This window comes from Kineosporia babensis (assembly GCF_021129305.1).
Classification (GTDB): domain Bacteria; phylum Actinomycetota; class Actinomycetes; order Actinomycetales; family Kineosporiaceae; genus Kineosporia; species Kineosporia babensis.
The window spans coordinates 353267-374548 of record NZ_JAJOMB010000003.1; the positions used below are offsets into that span (position 1 = coordinate 353267).

Genomic DNA, 21282 nt, shown 5'->3' on the forward strand with positions numbered 1-21282 from the left:
GCCTGGTCCGGACTGAGCGAGAGTGGATCACCGTCGGGACGACTCACAAGGCTGTGAGCGCCGTCCCGACGAATGGTCCATCGCCCGCACCAAGGGCTGCTCGAAAGGTTCGCAGATGCTCTCCATCAACCGCTTGACCTGGTTTGTTGTCTCCTTCTGCTTCGCCCTGCCGATCATCGGCCTGATGTTCGCCCGTGACGAGGGCTCCTGGGCCTCGACCGCGCTGTTCGCGGCCGCGATGGCCGCGATCGTCACGATCTTCTTCGGCAAGGGCAAGCGGTAACCGACGCGTGGACGACCCCGGCACCCGTACGACGAACTATCCGTCCACCATCGCGACCGCCCTCGAGCACGAGCTCGTGGTGAAGAAGTCCCGGTTCATCGCCTACGTGGCCCCGGCCCGCACGACCGAAGAGGCCGAGACCGTCATCGCCGCGGTCCGTAAGCAGTACTGGGACGCCCGGCACCACTGCGTCGCACTGATCATCGGCACCCAGGCCGACCAGCAGCGTTCGTCGGACGGGGGCGAGCCGTCCGGTACCGCGGGCGTCCCTATGCTCGAAGTCCTGCGCCGCCGCGAGCTCACCGATCTGGTGACCGTGGTGACCCGCTACTTCGGCGGGGTGAAGCTGGGAGCCGGTGGACTCGTCCGCGCGTATTCCGGTTCGGTGTCCGAGGCTCTCGACCTGGCCCAGATCGTCCGCCGCACCCCGGCTGTTCAGGTCACCGTGGACGTCCCGCATCAGGATGCCGGACGGATTCAGGGTGTGCTGCGGGACTGGGCCGACAACCACGAAGCTCAGGTGGCCGACGTCAGCTACGCCGCGAGCGCCGTCATCACCCTGCTCGTACCGCCGGACCACCTGAGCGAACTGGACGCGTCCCTGGCCGCCGCGAGCGCCGGCCAACTCGTGGCCGAGCGGGGCGAGACCGTCGTGATGGAACACTGAGGGTTCGTCTTGCCGGGTCTTCACCGGCCTGAAAGGGTCGGGCCCATGGACGAACGCGCCGACGTCATCGCTCGCCTGAACACCAGCGGAAGCCGTACCGGGATCGTCATGGATTTCGACGGCGTCCTCTCACCCATCATCAACGACCCGGCCGCCAGTCAACTGCTGCCGGGGCTGGCGGCCACGCTGGAGCGCCTGGCCGGGCGCCTTGACCTGGTGGCCCTGCTGTCCGGACGTCCGGTGGCGTTCCTGGCCGAGCGGGTTCCGGTTCCGGGTCTCGTGCTGCTCGGGTCGTACGGGCTGGAGCGCCAGGTGGACGGTTCCAGCGTTACGGGGCCGGGTGTGCAGGAGTGGCTGGGCGCTGTGCAGAAGGCCCGGGAATTGCTGACGCAGGCGCTGGGTGATGCCGCCGGCGTTCACGTCGAGGCCAAAAGCGTCGCTGTGGCAGTGCACTGGAGGAACGCACCGGACCTGGAGGGTGCGGGGCTTCGGGTGAACGAGGTGGTCGCCCGGGTGGCGGCCGAGACCGGGTTGGCGCCGGAGCCGGGCAAGCTGGTGCAGGAACTGCGGCCGCCCCTGCCGGTGGACAAGGGAACGGCTCTGCGTCAGCTGGTTCAGGAACAGCGCCTGGATCACGTGGCCTACGCCGGCGACGACAAGGGTGACCTACCAGCGTTTACGGCGGTGCGGGCGGCCGGCGGCACTGCCCTGGTGGTACATGGACGTGAGACCGCACCAGAGGTGGCGGCCGTGTCGGGCGTACATTTCGAGAACCCGGATGACTTCGCCGCATGGCTCGGGGCGCTGGCCGACGCCTAAACCTTCGGCGACTGCACGGAACTGGTCTGCACCACGTCGGTGCCGCGCAGTTTGGTCAGGACCGCGTCGAAGGCCAGACCGGCGATGAAACCGACTGGCACCACGTAGATGCACAACCGGGCCGCGCTCTCGCCCTGCAGCAGTTCCGGGTCGGTCAGCAACTGGGCGCCGATGAACAGCAACGCGGACATACCGCCGGCCGCCGCGCCGAAAACCGCTGCTTGCAGGCGTGACTCGGACGGCTCGGTCGGCCGGCGGATCAGTCCACCGCTCATCGCGGCCAGCACCGGCCCGAAGACCAGCAGGGCTATCGCTCCCCCGCCCTCGGGTTTCCAGGTCGCCGCCAGCACCACCGTGAGCAGACCCAGGAGCAGGAACAGCAATGCGCTGAGCAGACCGGCCACTTTGATCCACGTCTCGGTCCGCCGGCGCCGACCGTCCTTCGCCAGATCGACCAGTCGAGCCTGGTGCTGACGTTCCACCGCGAGAACGGCTTCCGCGGCCTTGTCCGGGCTCCAGCGCCCGGTGAAGGCGGACAGGTCCTCCCGGGTGGCCGTGTTCGGCGAGTGGTCCAGGCGCTCCCAGGCCCGGGCGGCCGCGCCCCCGAATGCGGTGAGCGGGCCGATCGCCGTGCGCCTGGCCAGCGCGATGATGGCCGCGATCATGGTGGAGCGCCCACCGCCGATCAGGATCACGCCGTCCACCTCGAACAAGGCGCGGTAGTAGGCCACCTCCCAGCCACCCTGAGCCGGCGCATGGTCGAAGAGGTCCTCGTGATCGGCGTGCTCCGGGAACACGTCCAGACTCTGCCGCACCGTGTTACGCACCAGGACGGAACCCGGTCGGGCCTGGCCGGAGCCCACGTAGCCGCGGACCGCCGCACCCTCGATGAAGGCCGAGTCGCTGCTGAAGACCACCAACTGATGGCCCCGCGTGGCCAGTTCCCGGCCGATCTCCTCGGCCGCCTGGATCGCCGCCGCCGGATCCGGCATCTCCGGTTCGTACGTCCGCCCGGCCTCGGCGCTCCCGATCACCGCGACCATCATGACGACATCTCCTTGACGATTCCGGCGACGATCTCGGCAGGGGCTCAGGCAGTCGGCCCGGACCCGCTGGGACGACTTGAACAGGTTCAGGTCGTCACAGATGCCTGCACGATGTGACATTGGCAATCAACCCGGACGCCGTCAAGCCGCCCCCTCGTCGTGGGAGCACACCACCCTTTCAGGCAGCCCGGTCGCGATCGCCAACACTGCCGGTCCATCACGCGCCAGAATGCCGCGGGCGCCGATCGGGGGAATCAGCGCCTGACGGGGGTGCACGGTTTGAGTCAGGAAACAGATCCGCTCGAGGGGCTCAGTCTGCTCGGCGACGGCCGGCCACAGAACCGCAAGGACGCTGCCCGCGGCGGCATCCAGCGGTGGATGCAGCGGGCCGGCGACACCAGTCGGGCGGCCGGGCCCTGGGCGCTGGTGGCGGGCCTGACGGCGTCGTCCATCGCGCCACTGGTCGGTTCGGCCGTCGGGGGCGACTACGCCGGCCTGTTCCGGGGCATCAGTGACCTCGGGAGCGGATTTCTGCCCGATGCCGTGTCGATGGCCGCCTCGAGGCTGAAAGACGATCCTTCCGAGGAAGAGTGGTGCTCGGCAATCGCACAGACCCTGGCCGGGCAACTGGAGCACTCGCAGGCACTGCAGAGCGAGGTCGCTGCTCTGCTGCAGTCGCTGGGGGCGATCGAGGCGACCGTTCAGGCCGCCGGCGAGTCCTCGACCGCGCTGGCGCGTGACGTGCTCCTGGCGGTCTGTGGGCTGGGAGGTGACGTCGAGCGCTTGCGTGACGACATCGTCCGCGCCCTGAGCCGGGTCACCGACGAACTGGCGGTGAGGGGTGCGCAGCAGCGTCAGGAGAACGACCGGGCTCACGAGCAACTGGTGACCATGACAGGCCTGTTCGCCGACCTGGTCGGCACTTTGCGCCGTGGGGACACCACCTGGAACGGAGCGTTCGTCCGACCGGGCATCGATGTGTGCCCGTATCCGGGCCTGAACAGTTTCGAGGCCCGCGACGCGGATTTCTTCACCGGCCGGGCCGGGGTGGTGAACGAGCTCGTCGGGCGGATCACGCAGGCCGCGCACGCCCCACGGGGACCGCTGTTGCTGGTCGGAGTCTCCGGGGTGGGCAAGTCCTCCCTGCTACGGGCCGGCGTGGTGCCGGCACTGCGGCGCGAGGAGTCCCAACGGGCGGGTGTGGGGCAGTGGCAGGTCGTGGTGATGACTCCTACAGGGCGTACGGACGAGGTGCGCACCGTGGGTGCCTCCGCTCCCCGAGCGGTGCGTCCCCTGGTGGAACTGGCCGGGCGAGTCGGGGCGGCTTCCGGCATCGACACAGTGCTCGGCAACCCGGAGCACTTCGGCGCGTTCACCGCGGCCACCCCGGGAAATCTGCTCATCGTGGTGGACCAGTTCGAGCAGGTCTTCGACACCGCGACGGTCAGCGAAGAGCATCGGCGCGAGTTCGTGACCGCCCTGGTGAGTGCCGCGCCCGCGGTGGTCCTGATCTCGGTGCGCGCAGACTTCTACGAGCGCTGCGTGCGGATGGAGCAACTGGCCGGGTACCTGCCGGGTGAGCAGGTGGTGCTGGGCCCGATGTCCCCCGAGAACCTACGGCAGGCGGTGCTTCACCCCGCGGGCCGGGTCGGGGTACGGGTGGAGCCCGCGCTGGTGGAGTTGCTGCTGGCCGATCTGGGCGTCGGTGGCGCCGGGACGTACGATCCGGGTTCCCTGCCGCTGCTGGCCCATGCCCTGAAGACGACCTGGCAACGGCGCGACGGCGGTGACCTCACGGTAGACGCTTACCGCGCCGGCGGCGGGATCAGCGGTGCGGTGACGCAGGAGGCCGAAGAGGTCTACGCCGACCTGAACAGTGACGAGCAGCAGGAGTTACGCCGCCTGCTGCTGCGCGGCGTGGTGGTGACCGGGCACGAGGTCACGCGCCGCAGTGTCCCCCGGCCCGAAGCAACCGGGCGCTGGCTGGACGCAATGGTCGAGCGGCGACTGATGACGGCCGACCAGGGCAGCGTGCAGATCTCGCACGAGGCCCTGCTGTGGGCCTGGCCCCGCCTGGCCGGCTGGGTGGCTGCCGAGCGCGAGAACCTGCAACTGCAGCAGCAACTCACCGAGGCCGTGCGCTACTGGCAGGCCAACGCGCACGACCCGGGCGCCCTGTACCGGGGCGCCCGGCTGGCCGCGATCCAGGACTGGGCGGCCGATCGGGACGACCTGACACCCGAGCAACGACAATTCATCGACGCCTCCCTGAAAGCCGCGCAGCAGGAACTACTTACCGAGCAAAGCCGCACCCGCAGACTTCGCCGCCTCGCTGCGTCCCTCGTTGTGCTCCTGATCGTTGCGGTCGGGGCCGGAGGATACGCTTACTCCCAGACGCAGGCGGCTCGTGAACAGACTGCTCTGGCTCAGTCCCAGCGATCCGTCGCGCAGTCGCAGAGGTACGCGGCCCAGTCGCTGCAGGCCGCCGCAACCAACCCGCGCCAGGCCAAACTCCTGGCCCTTCGCGGGTGGGCCGAGGCGCAGACTCCCGAAGCGCGTGGCGCATTGTTCAGCAGCCACATGCTGGACAGCGCAGGCGTTCTGGCCACGGGCACTGTTCAGAAGCAGGTGTCGCTCAGCCCGGACGGACGCTGGACCGCGACCGGAGGGCAGGACGGCGCCGTACGCCTGTGGGACAACCGGACGCACACGATGGTCCGCGAACTGGGCAAGCTGTCCTCCTCGATCTGGCAGATGGGCTTCTCCCCCGACGGAACCATGCTGTCGGCCGGCGCTGGCGACAAGGTCCAGATCTGGAACGTCGCAACCGGAGAACCAAAGCGCTCGTTCCCCGGTAACTTTCATACCGCCTGGGCTTCCGACTCCGCCATCATCCTGATGACGGTGGACAACGAACGGTCCGAGATCGGAACCTGGAACGTCCGGGACGGGCATCGGCAGAAGCGATACGTGACGCTGGAACCCGGCCGGATTGCGATGGAAATGGCATTCTCTCGCGAGAACGGCCTCCTTGCCCTGGCCACCCGCAAGGGTGAAGACGGCCCCTTCGTGGTCAAACTGATCGACGTCAAGGCAGGCAAGAACATCGCCGATCTGCCGCCGGTCAGGTCCGCCCTCCTTCCGGTTCTGGCCTTCTCTCCGCAGGGCCAACTGGCCTTCGGCCTCGGCGACTCCGCCGAGGTCAGTTTCTGGGACGGCCGAACCGGCCAGGCCGAAGGAAAGGTCGCCACTGCCAAGGTCGCTGTTCCGGGCATCTCCAGCCTGGTGTACTCCGCCAGTGGGCGGAACGTTCTGATCGCCGGCGGCGGTGTGGTCCGGGTCTGGAACGTCTCCCAAGGAGACTGGGCCGGAACCGCTTTCTTCGGTTCAGCCGAACATCGGGGCACTGGCGTCGTCTTCGACCTCGCCAAGTCCACCGACGGCTCGTTGGTCGCTGCAACCGGCGCCAACAACACCATGCTGATGCGGTGGAGCAGCGAGTGGGTGCGACCGCTGGAGTCCGCGCTGATCGGGCTGTCCGCGGATCGGCAAGGTTTCGTGGTCGGTGACGGAGACGGAGCCTTCTGGCGGCAGGATCGCCCGGGCCGGCTCGCCCGCAAGCTGGGTCAGGGTCACGGCCCGATCTGGGAGGTCGCCCGGTCCCCGGACGGCAGCATCGCGGCCGGAAGCGACGCCGGCGAGATCATCATCCTCGACCCGGACGAAAAACACCGGGTGACACTGAACGTCGGAAAGGACCGCCAGGTCAACGGTCTGAGATTCTCCGACGCCGGGAAACTCCTGTTCGCCGGCAGCGGACCGACCCTCGACAACACCATGACCCGCAAGAGCATCGACCCACGCCTGCAGGTCTGGGACCTGACCACGCTCAAACCGCTGGCCGATCATGTGTACCCCGACCAGACCACCCTCAGCATGTCCCTGAGCAGCAACGGGCAGCATCTGGCCGTCCTGCTCACTTCCACCAGCGACGACAAGCGCAAGCCGCAGGACCAGATCCTGCTCTACCGTACAGCCGATCTGCGCAACTCCGACGCCGAGCCGTACCGAACCATTCAGCCGCCGGAAGATCAAGGAGCCAAACGCGCCGCGCTCTCCCCCGACGGGCGCGCCCTGGCCGTCGGAGGAAATGACGGCCAAATAAGGCTTTTCGACACCAGCACCGGGGTGACGAAGAAGACGTTCGGCCGTCACCCGAACGGCATCCGCGCCCTGAGCTTCTCCCCCGACGGCGCCACCATCGCCACCGCCACCATGATCGACCACGTCATCCGCCTCTGGAGCACCGGCACCGGTGCCCTGGACGCCGAACTGATCGGCCACGAAGACAGCCTGAACCGGGTCGAATTCGCCCCGGACGGCAAGACCCTGTACAGCAGCGGCGTCGACGGCACAGTCGGAGTCTGGAAGGTCGACCCGGCCACAGCGGTCAGGGCGATCTGCGCGGACCTGTCCGGAGACCACGCCGAGGAAGACTGGCGCTTGCTCGGCCTCCGCGTCGCCGAATCACCCTGCCGCTGAACCCGGTCAGCGGGCGATAGCACCCGGCAGGAATCGACCTCGGGGCGTCGCATCGACGATCTGGCCGCCGGCAGCGATCACCCGTCCGCCCACCACCACGGTCTCCGGCCGCCCGGTCACTTCCATGCCCTCGTACGGCGTGTAGTCGGTGGCCTGGGCCAATTCGGAGGCGGTGATGGTCCAGCGGGCTTGTGGGTCCCAGAGGACGAGGTCGGCGTCGCTTCCGGGGGCCAGCGTCCCCTTGCGGGGGTAGATGCCGTTCGTGCGGGCCGGGTTGGCGGCCGTGAGCTCGACGAAGCGTGAGGGCGTGATGCGGCCCCCGGCAACGTACTTCGAGAAGATTACGGGCAGGCGGGTCTGCACGCCGGGAAGCCCGTTCGGCATGTGCCGCACATCGTGCTTGTGCGAGACCTTCTGCGCAGTGTCGTAGCAGCAGTGGTCGGAGGCGACGGTGGTGATCTCGCCGTTGGCCAGGTAACCACCCAGGGCCTCGACAGTGGCGCGATCGCGCAGCGGCGGGCAGCAGACCCAGCGTTCGGGATTCGGGCCGGAGTAGAGCGAGTCGTCCAGCACCAGGTGATGCGCCACGGACTCGGTGTAGGCCCGCAGACCACGACGACGGGCGGCGGCGACCAGTTCGACGGCGGCCGGAGTGGACTGGTGCACGAAGTAGACCGGTGCGTCCAGAGTCTCGGCGATCGCGAGGACTTCGGCCACGGCCGCAGTCTCGGCCAGTTCCGAGCGGGTGCCGGCCATGTTTGCGGCGTCGATCTGGTTGCGGTCGGCAGCGCGGCGCTGATCCTCCTCGATGATCGGATTGGCCTCGCAGTGGATCACCACCATGCCACCGGACTCCTTCAGCACCTGCATGGTCTTCAGGATGGTGTCGGCGCTGGCCATCGTCTCACCACGGTAGGTGGTGAACATCTTCACCGTGACCAAGCCGTCGGCAGCCAGGCTGCGCAACTGCTCGGCGGTGGTGTCGTCCCATTCCACGACCGAGGCGTGCAGAGCCGCGTCGCACAAGCCCTGCGAGATCTTCGCCTGCTGGTCGGCGGCCACATCGATCGGACGCTGGCCCGGCCGCGGGATCGCGAAGTCGACGATGGTGGTGGTGCCACCCAGCACCGCCGCCGTGGTGCATTCGGCGTAGCCGTCCAGCGAGGTGAACTCACCGCTGGTGAAACCCACGTGGCAGTGCGGGTCCACCCCGCCGGGCATCACCAGTTTGCCGGTGGCGTCGAGCACCTCGGTATCGGGCAGCGCGGTACCGGGGGCGACGACCGCCTTCACCACGCCGTCGGACAGATGCAGGTCGGCCGGGCCGGACCAGTCCGGCTGGACCAAGGTCCCGCCCCGGACCACGAGGTCGCTCACTTTTCCTCCGTAACGCTGCGCCGAGAGTGCGAGGGATCGGGAACCGGGACCGCGGCCAGCAGATCCCGGGTGTACTCATGCTGGGGATCGCCGTAAACCTGCTCACGGCTGCCCTTTTCGACCACGCGGCCGTCGCTCATCACCACGACCTGATCGCACAGGTACCGCACCACCGCCAGGTCGTGCGCGATGAACAGGATCGACAGACCGAGCTCGCTCTGCAGATCCCGCAGCAGGTTCAGCACCTGTGCCTGCACCGAGACGTCCAGCGACGAGACCGGCTCGTCGCAGATCAGCAGCTTCGGCCGCACGGCCAGGGCCCGCGCGATGGCCAGACGCTGACGCTGCCCGCCGGAGAACGAGCGCGGGTAGGCGCCCAGATCGACGTGCCCGAGCCCGACCAGACCGAGCAGACGCTCGACCTCACGGCGGCGGGCCGCGCGGTCGGTCTCGATGCTGTGCACCAGCAGGCCTTCACCGACCAGCTGTTCCACGTTCATCCGGGGGTTCAGCGACGAGTACGGGTCCTGGAACACCACCTGCATGTCCCGCCGCACCCGCTGCATCGCCCGGCGCGACAGACCGTCGATCTGCCTGCCGCCCAGCACCACCCAGCCCTTGTCGGGCTTCTCCAGGCCGGCGATCATCCGGGCCGTGGTGGACTTGCCCGAACCGGACTCCCCCACGAGCCCGAGGGCGCTGCCCTCGGCCATCTTGAACGAGACATCGGCCGCGGCCGGACGGGACGCCCCCGGATAGCTCTTGGTCAGCCCGTCAACCTCAAGAACAGATTTCACCCTGCCACCGCCTCGATCTCCTCCACCGACACCAGACGCTGAGCCGGATCCCGGTCCAGCCGCGGTACCGCCCCGAGCAGACCCTTGGTGTACGGATGCTGCGGATCGGCGAACAGCTGCGCGACCGGCGCCGTCTCGACGATCCGCCCGTGCCGCATCACCACCACGTCGTCCGCGAAACCGGCCACCACACCCAGGTCATGGGTGATCAGCAGCACCGCCATCCCCCGCTCGACCGCCACCTCGTGCAGCAGATCCAGCACCTGGGCCTGCACCCGCACGTCCAGGGCCGTGGTCGGCTCGTCCGCGATCAGCAGCTCCGGCTCCGCGATCACGGCGATCGCGATCACCACCCGCTGCCGCATCCCGCCCGAGAACTGGTGCGGGTAGTCGTCGAACCGGCGGGAAGCGTCCTTCACTCCGAGCCGCGCGAGCAACGCGATCCCGCGCTCGCGCGCCTCCTTCTTCTTCACCCCGCGAATCACCAGCGGCTGCATGATCTGCCAGCCGATCGTCATCACCGGGTTCAGCGAGGTCAGCGGATCCTGAAAGACCAGTCCCACCCGGGACCCCCGAACCGAGCGCAGCTCAGAGGCTTTGGCCCCGACCAGCTCCTGGCCCTTGAGCGACACCGACCCGGACAGCGAGGCCGCAACATCCAGCTGCAGCACCGCCCGGGCGGTGACGGACTTGCCCGAGCCGGACTCCCCCACCAGCGCGGTGCGGCAGCCGGCGCCGACCGAGAGGTTGACGCCGTGCACCACCTCGCGCTCACCGTACGAGACCTTCAGATCGCGAATCTCCAGCAGTGTCATCAGTTCTCCTGCTTCAGAGTCGGGTCGCGCAGCACCCGCAGCCAGTCGCCGACGAGCGAGAACGCGATCGCCGTGATCGCGATCGCCAGGCCCGGGAAGACCAGCGCCCACCAGCCGGAAGTGACGTTGTCGGCGGCAGCCGCGATCATCGCGCCCCACTCGGCCGAAGGCACCTGCGCGCCCACGCCGATGAACGAAAGGCCGGAAATGACCAGCATGACCGCGGCCACGTCGAGCGTGACCTGGACGTAGAGAATGTCGAGCGAGTTCGGCAGCACGTGCCGCAGGATCAGCCGACGCCGGCCGACCCCCAGAGCCACTGCCGACTCGACGAACTCGGACTGCATGGTCTCGCGGACCACGGTCCGGATCAGCCGGACGTACCCCGGCCACCAGCTCACGCTGACCGCGATGATCGCCGAACCGATGCCCGGCCCGAGCGCAACCGCAAACCCCAGGGCCAGGACGATCGAGGGAACCGCGAGCCCGACGTCCGTGATCCGCATGATGATCTCGTCGACGACGCGTCCCCCGACCGCGGCCAAAGTGCCCACCACCACCCCGATCACCACCGTGACGGCAAGCACCACAGCGGTGGCCAGCAACGTCGTCCGGGCCCCGGTCAGGATGCGGGAGAGCACGTCGCGGCCGTTGATGTCGGTGCCCAGCCAGTGCTCCGGGCCAGGCCCGAGCAGCCGCTGGCTGAGGTTGACGGCGTACGGGTCGTGCGGGGCGATCCACGGGCCGATCACCGCGATCGCCAGCACCAGGCCACAGATGATCAGAGCGATCCGGTCGACGAGCGGGATCCGCCGGCGTTTCCTCGTAGCAACGGAAGTACTCATCGGACCGCCTCCGGTGCAGCTGGGCGAGCAGGGGCCAGACCGTCGCGCAGGCGCGGGTTGATCCACAGCTGCACCAGGTCGACCACGAGGTTGGTGACGATGAAGACCACCCCGATCACCAGGATCGAGCCGATCACCGCGTACAGGTCGTTCTGCAGCACCGCATCCACCATGTAGGCGCCGATCCCCTGCCGGGAGAAGGTGCTTTCGACCAGGACGGTGACGCCGAGCATCCAGCCCAGCTGCATGCCCAGGATGGTGGACATCGGGACCAGGGCGTTGCGCAGCGCGTGCCGCACCACCACCCGCAGCTCACCGGCGCCGGTGGCCCGGGCCAGGGTGACGTAGTCGGCGTCCAGCGAGGTGATCATCGACGAGCGCACGGTGCGGGCGATCACCGCGATGAAGCTGGCGGCCAGGGTGAGCGCGGGCAGGATCAGGTGGGCCAGCGCCGAGGAGAACAGCGCCGGATCACCCGAGAGCAACGCGTCGATGGTGATGACGCCGGTGATGTCCGGAACCCGTTCGCCGAAGCCGAGCTGGCCGTAGAGCGGGAACAGGCCCAGCCGGCTGGAGAGCACCAGCTGCAGCAGCAGCCCGAGCCAGAACACCGGCATGGTGGCGCCGAGCAGGGCCACGATCCGGGCCATCACGTCCAGCGTGCGCCCCCGCCGGTAGGCGGCCAGAACGCCCAGGGGCACGCCGATCACGATGTTGATCAGCATGGCGGCGGCCACGAGTTCCAGGGAGGAGGGCAGGACGTCCGCGATGTCGGCGAGCACGGCGCGGTGGGTGAACACCGAGTTGCCGAGGTCGCCCTGCAGGACGTTGGTCAGGTAGTGCCAGAACTGGACCAGGACCGGGTCGTCCAGGCCGAGTCGTTCCCGGGCCTCGGCGACCTGGGCCGCGGTGGCGTTGCGGCCGGCGGCGGCCCGGGCCGGGTCTCCGGGCAGGACCGTGACCAGCACGAAGGCCAGCACGACGAGGCCGAAGAAGACCACCCCCGACAGCAGGAGCCGCCGGGCGACGTAGCGTGCCACGTTCAATCCGTCCTCCTTCCTTCACGGATCGGGGCGGGGGCGCGAGCAGGCGCCCCCGCCAGAGGAATTCAGCTGACCTGAATGGCGTAGACGTTGACCGTCTGGTGGTGCCAGGAGCGGTAGGTGAAGTCCTGGACCCGCTCGTTCATGATCGCCACGGTCTGCGCGTTGGCCATGTTGATCGAGGGGTACTCGGCCGACGCGATGCTCTGCGCCTCCTCGTAGTCGGCGCAGCGCTGGGCCTGGTCGGACTCGGTCTGCGCGGCGTCGGTCAGCTTGTCGACCTCGGCGTTGCTGTAGCCACCCCAGTTCTGCGAGCCGATCATCTTGGAGTTGAAGTTCTGGTACATGATCGCGCTGGCGTCGGGGAAGGCCGGGAAGGCGTAGATCATGCCCAGCTGCGGGCGGGTCTCCGGACTGGAGTTCATCTCCACGTACTGCGGGTAGGTGACCGCCTGCAGGTCCAGGGTGATGCCGATCTCGGCCAGGTTGGACTGCAGCAGGGTGGCGGCCTGCTCCATCTCCGCGGTGGCCTCCAGGTAGGTCATGGTGACCGACGTGCCGTCCAGGTTGTTGTCGGCGACGATCTGCTTGGCCTTGTCCAGATCGTAGGCCGGCTGCGTGACTTCGGCGGTGGCGCACTGCATTCCGCTGGGCAGCGGGCCGGTCACCGCCTTGCCGGCGCCGAGCAGGATCTGGTCGATGTGCTCCTGGTAGTTGTAGGAGGACGCGATCGCCTCCCGCAGCGCCACGTTCTTGGTGGTCGCGTCGTCCATGTTGAAGAAGGTGTAGAGCACGACGTTGGTGTCGGCCTTGTCCACCGCGAAGCCGTCCTGGCCCTCGAAGGCGCTCCAGTCGGTCGGCGCGATGTCCATCGCCACGTCCACGTCACCGGACTCCAGCGCCGACTTCTGCGTGGAGGCGTCCGAGATGTACTGGAACTGGACCGACTTGGCCTGGCCGGTGAAACCCTGCCAGTAGTCGGCGTACTGCTCGTAGTCGGCGCTCTGGTTGGCCCGGTAGCCGGTGAGCTGGTACGGGCCCGAGCCGGCGTCGTTGGTGGCCAGCCAGGACTGCCCCTGGTCGGAACCCGCGTTCTGCTCCACCAGCGCCGAGTTCAGCACGTAGACCCGGGTCAGGGCGGGCAGGAACACCGCGTCCGGGGTGCTGAGGGTGATCTGCAGCTCGGTGTCGGAGACCGCCTCCGAGGAGTCGTAGGAGGTCAGGAACGAGGCCACGCCGATGTTCAGGCTCTTGATCCGGTCCAGCGTGTACTTCACGTCGGTGGCGGTCAGTTTCGCGCCGTCGTGGAAGGTGACGTCGTCGCGCAGGGTCAGGGTGACGCCCAGGCCGTCGTCGGCGACCTTCCACTCGCTGGCCAGGACCCCGGCCAGCTCGCCGTCGTCGCCGTAGGTGAGAAGGCTGTCGTAGGCCGGGATCACCACCTCGTCGACGGTGGAGTTGTCGGCCTGCACCGGGTCGAACGAGGCGGGCGGCTCGTTCTCGGCGATGACCAGGGCCTCGTCCCGGGCCGAACCGCCCTCGCTGGAGGAGGAACCACCGGAACACGCGGCGAGCAGGGCGGCGGCGCCGAAGAAGGCACCGGCTCTGAGGAGAGTACGGGAACGCATGGGGGACCTGCTTCCACTGGGAGGTGCGGGCAGTAATGCGAAATTGCGGACGGGGTGAGCCAGTTCGGTGCGTCAGCTCGCGTCGGTGCGGTAAGACTGACCGTTCGGGTGCGTCAGCTCGCTTCGGTGCGGGCCTGGCGTTCGGGGGTGGGCTGCCAGGTGCCGTCGGCCGCGACCACGACGCCGTACGCGTCCTTGGCCGCCTCGGCCGACACGTAGCCGTCGAGCACGTCCTCGACCACGGCCTGCGGATCGCGGTCAAGCGGGTTGCCGTGGCCGCCACCACCGGCGGTGCGGTTGATGAACCGTTCGCCGGCCTCCATGGAGGCGCGGTACATGCCCACCCGCTGGTGCTTGTCGGTGCCCGGCCACAGCACCATCTCGCTGGGCTCGGGCTCGTGGCCGCCGTCCAGCGCCCACGGCTTGGTCTTGGTCTTCTTCTTCATCGACAGCACCTCGCCGGGCGCGGTGTAACGCACCTGACGCAGCACCCCGACGCCGCCGCGGAAGCGACCCGGGCCGGCCGAGTCGGGGATCAGTTCCAGGCGCTCGTGCAGGAGCGGTGCCTTGTGCTCGAGCACCTCGACCGGGGTGTTGCGCACGGTTGTCTGGGAGGGGTGCTGCTGGGCGTCGCCGCCGTCGTGCTCGCGGGTGGCGCCCCAGCCGATGCCCTCGTTGTTCGAGACCACGAAGTCCTGCCCGGTGCGCGGGTCGTGGCCGACCGCCATGAAGCCGGGCTCGTCCCCGCCGGAGGACGCCGGGATCTCGGGCATCGCCTGGGCCAGCGCCTTGTGCATCAGCTCGGTGGCCACGATGGCGCTCCACTGGGTGAAGGTGGCCGCCGGGTACTCGGCGTGAAAGATCGACCCGGGCTCGGCGATGATCTCCACCGGGGCGAAGTGCCCGGCGTTGGTCGGTTCCCAGGGGGTGGTCAGCGCCTTGAACGAGGCCTTGACGATGCCCTCGGTGGAGCCGATCGGCAGGTTGACCGGGCCGAGCACCTGCGCTGCGGAGCCGGTGTAGTCGACGATGATCCGGTCGCCGTCGATGGTGACCCGCACGGTGATCTCGATCAGGTCGTCGGTGATGTTGTCGTCGTCGATGTAGTCGGTGGCCGTCCAGGTGCCGTCGGGCAGCGCGGCCACCGCGCGCCGGGCCACCTGCTCGCCGTGCTCGATCACCTGGCGCATGGCCTGCTCGACGGTCTCGATGCCGAACTTGCCCCAGATCTGGTGCAGGTTGCGCTCGCCCACCCGCAGCGCGGCCAGCTGGGCGTGGAAGTCGCCGAGGGTGAGGTCGGGCAGCCGGGAGTTGAACCGGATCAGCTCGGTGATGTCGCGCACGATCTCGCCGCGGTGCACGATCCGGGTGCCCGGGAAGATCAGGCCCTCCTGGTGCATGTCGGTCGAGTCCAGCACGTAGCCGGGCGATTTGGCGCCCAGGTCCATCCAGTGCGCCCGCACCGCCAGGAAGGCGGCCGGCTCGCTGCGGCCCTCGGCGAAGACCGGGCAGAACAGCATCGCGTCGTAGGCGTGGGCGCCGTTCCAGTACGGGTAGTTCAGCAGGTACACGTCGCCCGGCTCCATCGCCGCGATCCCGATGTACTCGCTGGCCATCACCAGCGCCCGGTCGTTGGCGCCGAGGAAGTGGGTGATCCCGCTGGCCTCGGCCATCAACTGCTGGGCGCCGTCGTAGATCGAGATGCCGAAGTCCAGCACGTCGTAGATCACCGGGTTGAACGCGCTGCGCACCAGGGTGCGGCGCATCTGCTCGGCGGCCGAGACCACGTAGTTGCGGATCACCTCGACGGTGGCGCCGTCAAGCCTGTTATCGGTCACTGGGAGGCTCCGTTCGAGGTGATCAGCAGGTGACCGTAGGCGTCCACGGTCAGGCTCTGGTCCGAGAAGAAGACGGTGGTGGAGGTGCCTTCCTCGACGATCGCCGGGCCGGCCACGCTCTGCCCGGCCCGGAAGGTGCCACGCTCGTACACCGGGAACTGCGCCCAGTCTCGGGCGGCCATGTCGAAGGCCCTGCGGCTGCCGACCGGTTCGGGCGTGCCCTCCCCGGCCTCCAGAGTGACCAGCCCTGGCTTGGGCTCCTCACCGACGGCGCGCAGCCGCACTGAGAAGATCTGCCCGGCCACGTCCATCGCGTGCCCGTGGCGGGCCTCGTGCAGCTCACCGAAGCGCTTGAGGATGTCGGCGGCCGCGTCGCCCTCACGCAGCTCGACCGGCAGGGAGTGCTCCTGGCCGAGGTAGCGCACGTCGACCGTGCGCACCAGGCGCCGGCTCTCCTGCGGCACGTGCTGGGTGTCCAGGGCCTCGACGGCCCGGGCCTCCAGCTCGGCGAAGGTCGGGGACAGCGCGGCCAGCGACTCGTCGCTCAGCGAGACCATGGTGGTGGCCGCGAACTCGTACTCCAGGTCGGACATCAGCATGCCGAAGGCCGAGAACGCCGCCGGCACGGCCGGGACCAGCGTGGTGCCGAGGTCCATCTCCCGAGCCAGCATCGGCGCGATCAGCGGGCCGGCCCCACCGAAGGCCATCAGGGTGAACTCGCGCGGATCGAGGCCCCGTTCGATGGTGATCTCGCGCATCGCGCCGACGGTACGGGCAACCAGGATCTCGAGAATGCTGGCGGCCGCGGCGGTCTCGTCCAGGCCCAGCGGGGTGGCCACCTTCTCGCCGATCGCCGCGCGGGCAGCATCGGCGCTGACCGTCATCTGCCCGCCCAGGAAGGCGCCCGGGTCGAGCCAGCCCAACGCGAAGGCGGCGTCGGTGACCGTGGGCTCGGTGCCACCCTTGCCGTAGGCGACCGGGCCGGGCACGGCACCGGCCGAGCGCGGACCGACCTTCAGCAGCCCGGCGTCCATCCAGGCGATCGAACCGCCGCCGGCACCGATGGTGCGGATGTCGTAGATCGGGATCAGCAGCGGCAGACCGTCGATCTCGGCCTCGTGCACCTCGGTGGGGCTGCCGTCGACGATGACGCAGGCGTCCACACTGGTGCCACCGACGTCGAAACTCAGAACGTTGTCCAGCCCGAGTTCCCGGGCCAGGAAGGTCGCGCCGACCACGCCGCCGGCCGGGCCGGACAGCACCGTGTGCAGCGGCGCCTGCTTGGCCAGGGCCGCGGTCATCGCGCCGCCGCCCGAGCGCATGATGTGCAGGTGCTCGGTCAGGCCCTGCCCGGCCAGACCCTGCTCCAGCATGTCCAGGTAGTCGTTCAGCACCGGGCGGATGTACGCGTCCAGCACCACCGTGGAAGTGCGCTCGTACTCTCGGTATTCGCGAGTCAGGTCGCTGGAGACCGAGACCGCCACGCCCGGGAACGCCTCGCGCAGCACCTCGGCGGCGCGCTGCTCGTGCGCCGGGTTGGCGTAGGAGTGCAGGAAGCACACCGCGATCGAGCGCAGGCCCTGCTCCTCGACCAGCTTGCGCCCGGCCTCGAGCACCGCCGCCTCGTCCAGCGGGGTGACCACGGCGCCGGAGGCGTCGAGCCGCTCGGGTACGCCGAGGCGGTGGCGCCGCGGCACCAGCGGGCGGGGCCGCTGGTAGACGAAGTCGTACATCCGGTCGGCCGGGATACCCGCGCGGGCGATCTCCAGCACGTCGGCGAAGCCCTCGGTGGTGATCACACCGACCTTGGCGCCGTTACGCTGCAGGATCGCGTTCAGGCCGAGAGTCGTTCCGTGCGCGAAGGACTCGACCTCGGACAGGTCCGCCTGAAGCGCCGCCACCCCGCGCAGCACACCCTCGGCCGGAGCCGCCGGGGTGGTCGAGACCTTGTGCACCCGGATCGCGCCGGTGGTGGTGTCGTAGGCGACGGCATCCACGAACGTGCCGCCGATGTCGACCGCGACCTTGACGCTCACGCGAACACCGCCTTGGTCAGCTCCTGGGTGCCGGTCAGGTCCGAGCGCACCAGACGCCCGGCCTGGATCACGGTCCCGATCGTCCGCAGCGCGGAAACGGTCACGGTGGGGTCCTCCTCGAGGATCAGCAGGTCGCCGGCCAGGCCCTCACGCACCGAGCCGAACTCGTTCTCGCGGCCCATCAACCGGGCGGCCTCCCAGGTGCCGGCCCGCAGCGCCGCCTCGGTGGGCAGGCCGGCCTGCTCCAGCAACTCGATCTCCTTGACCGCGCAGGAGGTGCCGTCGTTGGGCTCACCGGGCAGGTAGTCGGTGCCGGCCACGATCCGGATCCCGTCGCCGTCCAGCTCGTCGGCCTTGACCACGGCCCGGGTGAACGCCCGCTGGATCGAGGCCAGGTGGGTGACGTGCACCTTCTGCGCCAGATCGGCCTGCCACTGGGTGAATCCGTGATCCAGCATCCACTGCGGGCAGCTGGTCACCGACAGGGTCGGGGTGAGATATGCCCGGTTGGCGGCCATCTCGGTGACGGTCTGCTCGTCCAGGTCGTAACCGTGCTCGAACCGGTTGATCCCGACCGTCATCGCCTCGCGGATCGCCTCGCCGCCACCGGCGTGGGCCACCACGTAGGTGTTGTGCTCGCGGGTGGCCCGGACCACGGCGCGCATCTCGTCGGTGGTCATCTGGGCGCCGTTGAACGACTCGTCGGCGTGTGCGATCCCGCCGGTGATGAACACCTTGATGTGGTTGGCGCCGGCCTCCAGCTCCTGCCGGGCGGCCTTGAGGAACTCGTCGTGGCCGTCGGCGTAGGAGCAGGCCATGCCCTTGCCGTGGCCGCCGGTGATGCCGATCGCCCGGCCCGAGGCCAGGATTCGCGGCACGTCCAGGGCCCAGCCGTTGCTGACCGCGGCCCGGCGCAGCTCGATGTCGGCGCGGTTCTGCTCGTCCAGGGTGCGCACGGTGGTGACGCCGGCCCAGAGCGCGTCCCGGGCCCGGCTGGCGGCCCGCAGGGCGGAGGCGGCCGAGCTCTCGTTCACGTCGGTGTCGTCGAACGGGTACACGATGGTCAGGTGGGTGTGCACCGAGACCAGACCGGGTACCACGTAACGGCCTTCGAGCTCGAGCACCGAGTCGCCGGGCTGCGGTTCGGCGGTACCGACGGTGGTGATCCTGCCGTCGAACACCGCTACGTCGGCGGTGCTGACCGTGCCGGTGACCACGTCGACGACCTGGCCGCCGCGCAGCCACAGCGTGGCCGGGTGCCCGGGCATGCCCGGCCGGGCCGGACGAGGGTTGGTGTTGCGCATTACTCAGGCCTCCTGCGCGAGCGGGGTGAAGCCGGCTTCGGTGAGCACGGCGGTGATCTGCTGGAGCAGCTCGGGATCGGTGACCGGCAGCAGAGGCGGCCGCACCGCACCGCCGCCGGGCTGGCCGAGCAGGTTCATCGCGGCCTTGAGCTGGCTGATCGGCGAGGCGAAACGGCCGCTGTAGTCAGGCGCGATCATCCCGGCCGAGAGCTTCTGGTAGCGCTCCACCCAGGTCCGGGCGGTCTTCAGGTCCCCGGCCTGCGCGGCCTCGAAGAACGGCACTGCGTAGGGAGCGCCGATGCCACCGCCGTCGATAGCGCCGTCACCACCCAGGCCACCGGTCATCAGGGCCAGGCCGCGACGGTGGCTGAGCGAGCCGAAAACCCTTACCCGCTCGGCGACCGCCTCGATCGTGGCGACCATGGCGTTCCAGTCCCCGGTGGAGTCCTTGATCGCGGCGACCTGGGGCAGGTCGGCCAGCTGGGACATCAGCCCGGGGGTCTGGGCCAGGTCGACGGCCACCCCGCGCGGCCAGTTGTAGACCATGAACGGCAGGTCGGTGGCCTCGCTGACCTCGCGGTAGAAGGCAAGCGTCTCGGCTGGTGACGGATGGGCGTACGGCGGCACCGTGGCCAGCACTCCGTCCGCGCCGGCGGCTGCGGCGTGACGCGCCAGCTCGGCGGCCTCGGCGGCGGTGAAGGCGGAGACGCCGATCACCACCGGGTAGCGACCGGCAACCGCCTCGACACCGACCTCGGTGACCCGGCGGCGCTCGGCCGGACTCTGCGCGAACCACTCCCCCGTGCTGCCGTTCAGCAGCACCCCGTGCACACCTTGGCCGGCGTACATCTGCAGCATCGCGGCCAGGGCGGCCTCGTCGAGCTCCAGATCGGCGGTGAACGGGGTGGGGGCAGCGGGCCAGTAGCCGCTCCAGGTCACGTCGTCGCGGTTCATGCTCCCTCTCGGGTTCGGGGCGTTCCGTCCCCCTACCGGCTGGTCGGTGGGAACGTTTGCACACTCTTGCACGGCCCTTGAGCAGGCAATCAAGGCCCGAAACTCGATGTTTACACGAGGAAATAAGCGTTAACCGACGGCTGTCGGCGCCTCTTGTGGAAACGATTGCACGGCCCTTGCGGACGGTGATAGGGATAGGGCCAGCACGTTGCCACTCGTCCCTGATGTCCGACTTTCCCCTGGGGGTCCGCACCCGATGGCCGTGACCATGCGCGAGGTCGCCGAGCACGCCGGCGTCTCGGTCTCCACCGCCTCCCGCGCACTCGGCGGCTCCACCTCGATCTCCGAGGAGACCCGGACCCGGGTGATGAGCGCGGCCAGCGACCTGGGCTACCGGGTCAACCGGGCCGCCCGCTCGCTGCGCTCCCGGGAGTCCCGCCTGATCGGGCTGGTGCTCAACAACCTGCTCAACGCGTCCTTCCACACCATCGCCCAGGTCGTGCAGCGGCGCCTGGCCGCCGAGGGCTACCAGCTCATCCTCTGCACCACCGACGCCGACGTCACCACCGAGCGCAATCTGCTGGAGACCCTGGCCGACCACGGCGTCGACGGAGTGCTGGTGATCGGCTCCGGACAGAACGCCGAGATCACCAATGCCCTGCAGGCGTCCGGAACCGCAGTGGTCAACGTCATCCGCTCTTCCCGCCGGAGCACCTCGCCCACCGTTCTGGCCGCCGACCGCGACGGCTCCTACGAGGCCACCCGGTTCCTGCTCGAGCTGGGTCACCGCTCGATCGGGTTCATCGGTGGCCCGGACACCGCCGACTCCGGCCGCGAACGCCTGCGCGGATACCGTGACGCTCTGGAGAGCGAAGGTCTCGAGCTCGACGAATCACTCGTCCTGCGAGGAACTTTCACTCCGGAGTTCGGCACTGCGGCCGTGGATCAGCTACTCTCGGGACCACACCGCATCACCGCCCTGCTGTCGGCCAACCACGAGGCCACCTTCGGCGTCCTGCCCGCTCTGGTCGCCCGCGGTGTGCACATTCCCGACGACCTGTCGCTGGTCTGCTACGAGGACATGCCCGTCCTGCAGATGTGGCAGCCACCGGTCACCGTCGTCGACAACGGCGCCCAGGCCATCGCCGACCTGGCCGTCAACCTGCTGCTGGACCAACTGCGCCGCCGCGACCCGGCCCAGCGCGACACCCGGACGTACCGGGTCGGAGCCGAACTGCTGCTGCGGTCCTCCTGCGCTCCCCCCAGACCCTGACCTTCTGCACCCCCG

16 protein-coding genes are annotated in these 21282 nt (G+C 69.3%); 5 read left to right on the top strand and 11 right to left on the bottom strand.

Annotated features, from left to right (window positions below):
• The first annotated feature begins 115 nt into the window (after positions 1–115).
• Genes LR394_RS07480 through otsB form a run of 3 tightly spaced genes read left to right on the top strand, consistent with a single transcriptional unit; the run spans position 116 to position 1769 of the window.
• Positions 116–283, top strand: coding sequence for a hypothetical protein (locus LR394_RS07480; protein WP_231439870.1), 168 nt, complete (start codon positions 116–118; stop codon positions 281–283).
• Between the two features lie 7 nt (positions 284–290).
• Positions 291–950, top strand: a complete 660-nt coding sequence (locus tag LR394_RS07485) for a YigZ family protein (RefSeq protein ID WP_231439872.1) — start codon at positions 291–293, stop codon at positions 948–950.
• Positions 951–995: 45 nt separating this feature from the next.
• Positions 996–1769, top strand: a complete 774-nt coding sequence (otsB, locus tag LR394_RS07490; protein WP_231439874.1) for a trehalose-phosphatase — start codon at positions 996–998, stop codon at positions 1767–1769.
• Here the strand turns inward: otsB and LR394_RS07495 are convergent.
• Positions 1766–2815 (bottom strand): hypothetical protein, encoded by a 1050-nt coding sequence (locus tag LR394_RS07495; RefSeq protein WP_231439876.1) that lies wholly within the window; start codon positions 2813–2815, stop codon positions 1766–1768. The genes otsB and LR394_RS07495 overlap by 4 nt on opposite strands.
• 279 nt (positions 2816–3094) lie before the next feature.
• Here LR394_RS07495 and LR394_RS07500 point away from each other — a divergent pair, with 279 nt between their 5' ends.
• Positions 3095–7357: a WD40 repeat domain-containing protein gene (locus LR394_RS07500; protein ID WP_231439878.1), complete on the top strand. Its 4263-nt coding sequence runs from the start codon at positions 3095–3097 to the stop codon at positions 7355–7357.
• Between the two features lie 6 nt (positions 7358–7363).
• Here the strand turns inward: LR394_RS07500 and hydA are convergent, their stop codons facing one another.
• The 10 genes from hydA to LR394_RS07550 all read right to left on the bottom strand — a co-directional run bounded on the left by hydA (position 7364) and on the right by LR394_RS07550 (position 19994).
• On the bottom strand, positions 7364–8734 hold the full coding sequence (gene hydA / locus LR394_RS07505; RefSeq protein WP_231439880.1) for a dihydropyrimidinase: 1371 nt from the start codon (positions 8732–8734) through the stop codon (positions 7364–7366).
• The gene (locus LR394_RS07510; RefSeq protein WP_231439882.1) at positions 8731–9531 is read right to left on the bottom strand and encodes an ATP-binding cassette domain-containing protein; all 801 of its coding nucleotides are present in this window, start codon (positions 9529–9531) and stop codon (positions 8731–8733) included. Before LR394_RS07510 ends, hydA begins: the two co-directional genes overlap by 4 nt.
• Positions 9528–10346 (bottom strand): ABC transporter ATP-binding protein, encoded by an 819-nt coding sequence (locus tag LR394_RS07515; protein WP_231439884.1) that lies wholly within the window; start codon positions 10344–10346, stop codon positions 9528–9530. The genes LR394_RS07510 and LR394_RS07515 overlap by 4 nt, the downstream gene beginning before the upstream one ends.
• Positions 10346–11191, bottom strand: coding sequence for an ABC transporter permease (locus LR394_RS07520; protein ID WP_231439886.1), 846 nt, complete (start codon positions 11189–11191; stop codon positions 10346–10348). The genes LR394_RS07515 and LR394_RS07520 overlap by 1 nt, the downstream gene beginning before the upstream one ends.
• Positions 11188–12231: an ABC transporter permease gene (locus LR394_RS07525; protein WP_231439888.1), complete on the bottom strand. Its 1044-nt coding sequence runs from the start codon at positions 12229–12231 to the stop codon at positions 11188–11190. The genes LR394_RS07520 and LR394_RS07525 overlap by 4 nt, the downstream gene beginning before the upstream one ends.
• A 68-nt stretch (positions 12232–12299) precedes the next feature.
• Positions 12300–13862, bottom strand: coding sequence for an ABC transporter substrate-binding protein (locus LR394_RS07530; protein WP_231439890.1), 1563 nt, complete (start codon positions 13860–13862; stop codon positions 12300–12302).
• Between the two features lie 113 nt (positions 13863–13975).
• Positions 13976–15700 (bottom strand): hydantoinase B/oxoprolinase family protein, encoded by a 1725-nt coding sequence (locus tag LR394_RS07535; RefSeq protein WP_231439892.1) that lies wholly within the window; start codon positions 15698–15700, stop codon positions 13976–13978.
• The gene (locus tag LR394_RS07540) at positions 15697–17736 is read right to left on the bottom strand and encodes a hydantoinase/oxoprolinase family protein (RefSeq protein ID WP_231439894.1); all 2040 of its coding nucleotides are present in this window, start codon (positions 17734–17736) and stop codon (positions 15697–15699) included. Before LR394_RS07540 ends, LR394_RS07535 begins: the two co-directional genes overlap by 4 nt.
• A complete protein-coding gene (locus LR394_RS07545) occupies positions 17733–19040 on the bottom strand; it encodes an amidohydrolase family protein (RefSeq protein ID WP_231439896.1) in 1308 nt (435 codons plus the stop codon). The genes LR394_RS07540 and LR394_RS07545 overlap by 4 nt, the downstream gene beginning before the upstream one ends.
• A gap of 3 nt (positions 19041–19043) precedes the next feature.
• On the bottom strand, positions 19044–19994 hold the full coding sequence (locus LR394_RS07550; protein ID WP_231439898.1) for a dihydrodipicolinate synthase family protein: 951 nt from the start codon (positions 19992–19994) through the stop codon (positions 19044–19046).
• A gap of 256 nt (positions 19995–20250) precedes the next feature.
• Here LR394_RS07550 and LR394_RS07555 point away from each other — a divergent pair, with 256 nt between their 5' ends.
• A complete protein-coding gene (locus LR394_RS07555) occupies positions 20251–21267 on the top strand; it encodes a LacI family DNA-binding transcriptional regulator (RefSeq protein WP_231439900.1) in 1017 nt (338 codons plus the stop codon).
• Positions 21268–21282: the final 15 nt, after the last annotated feature.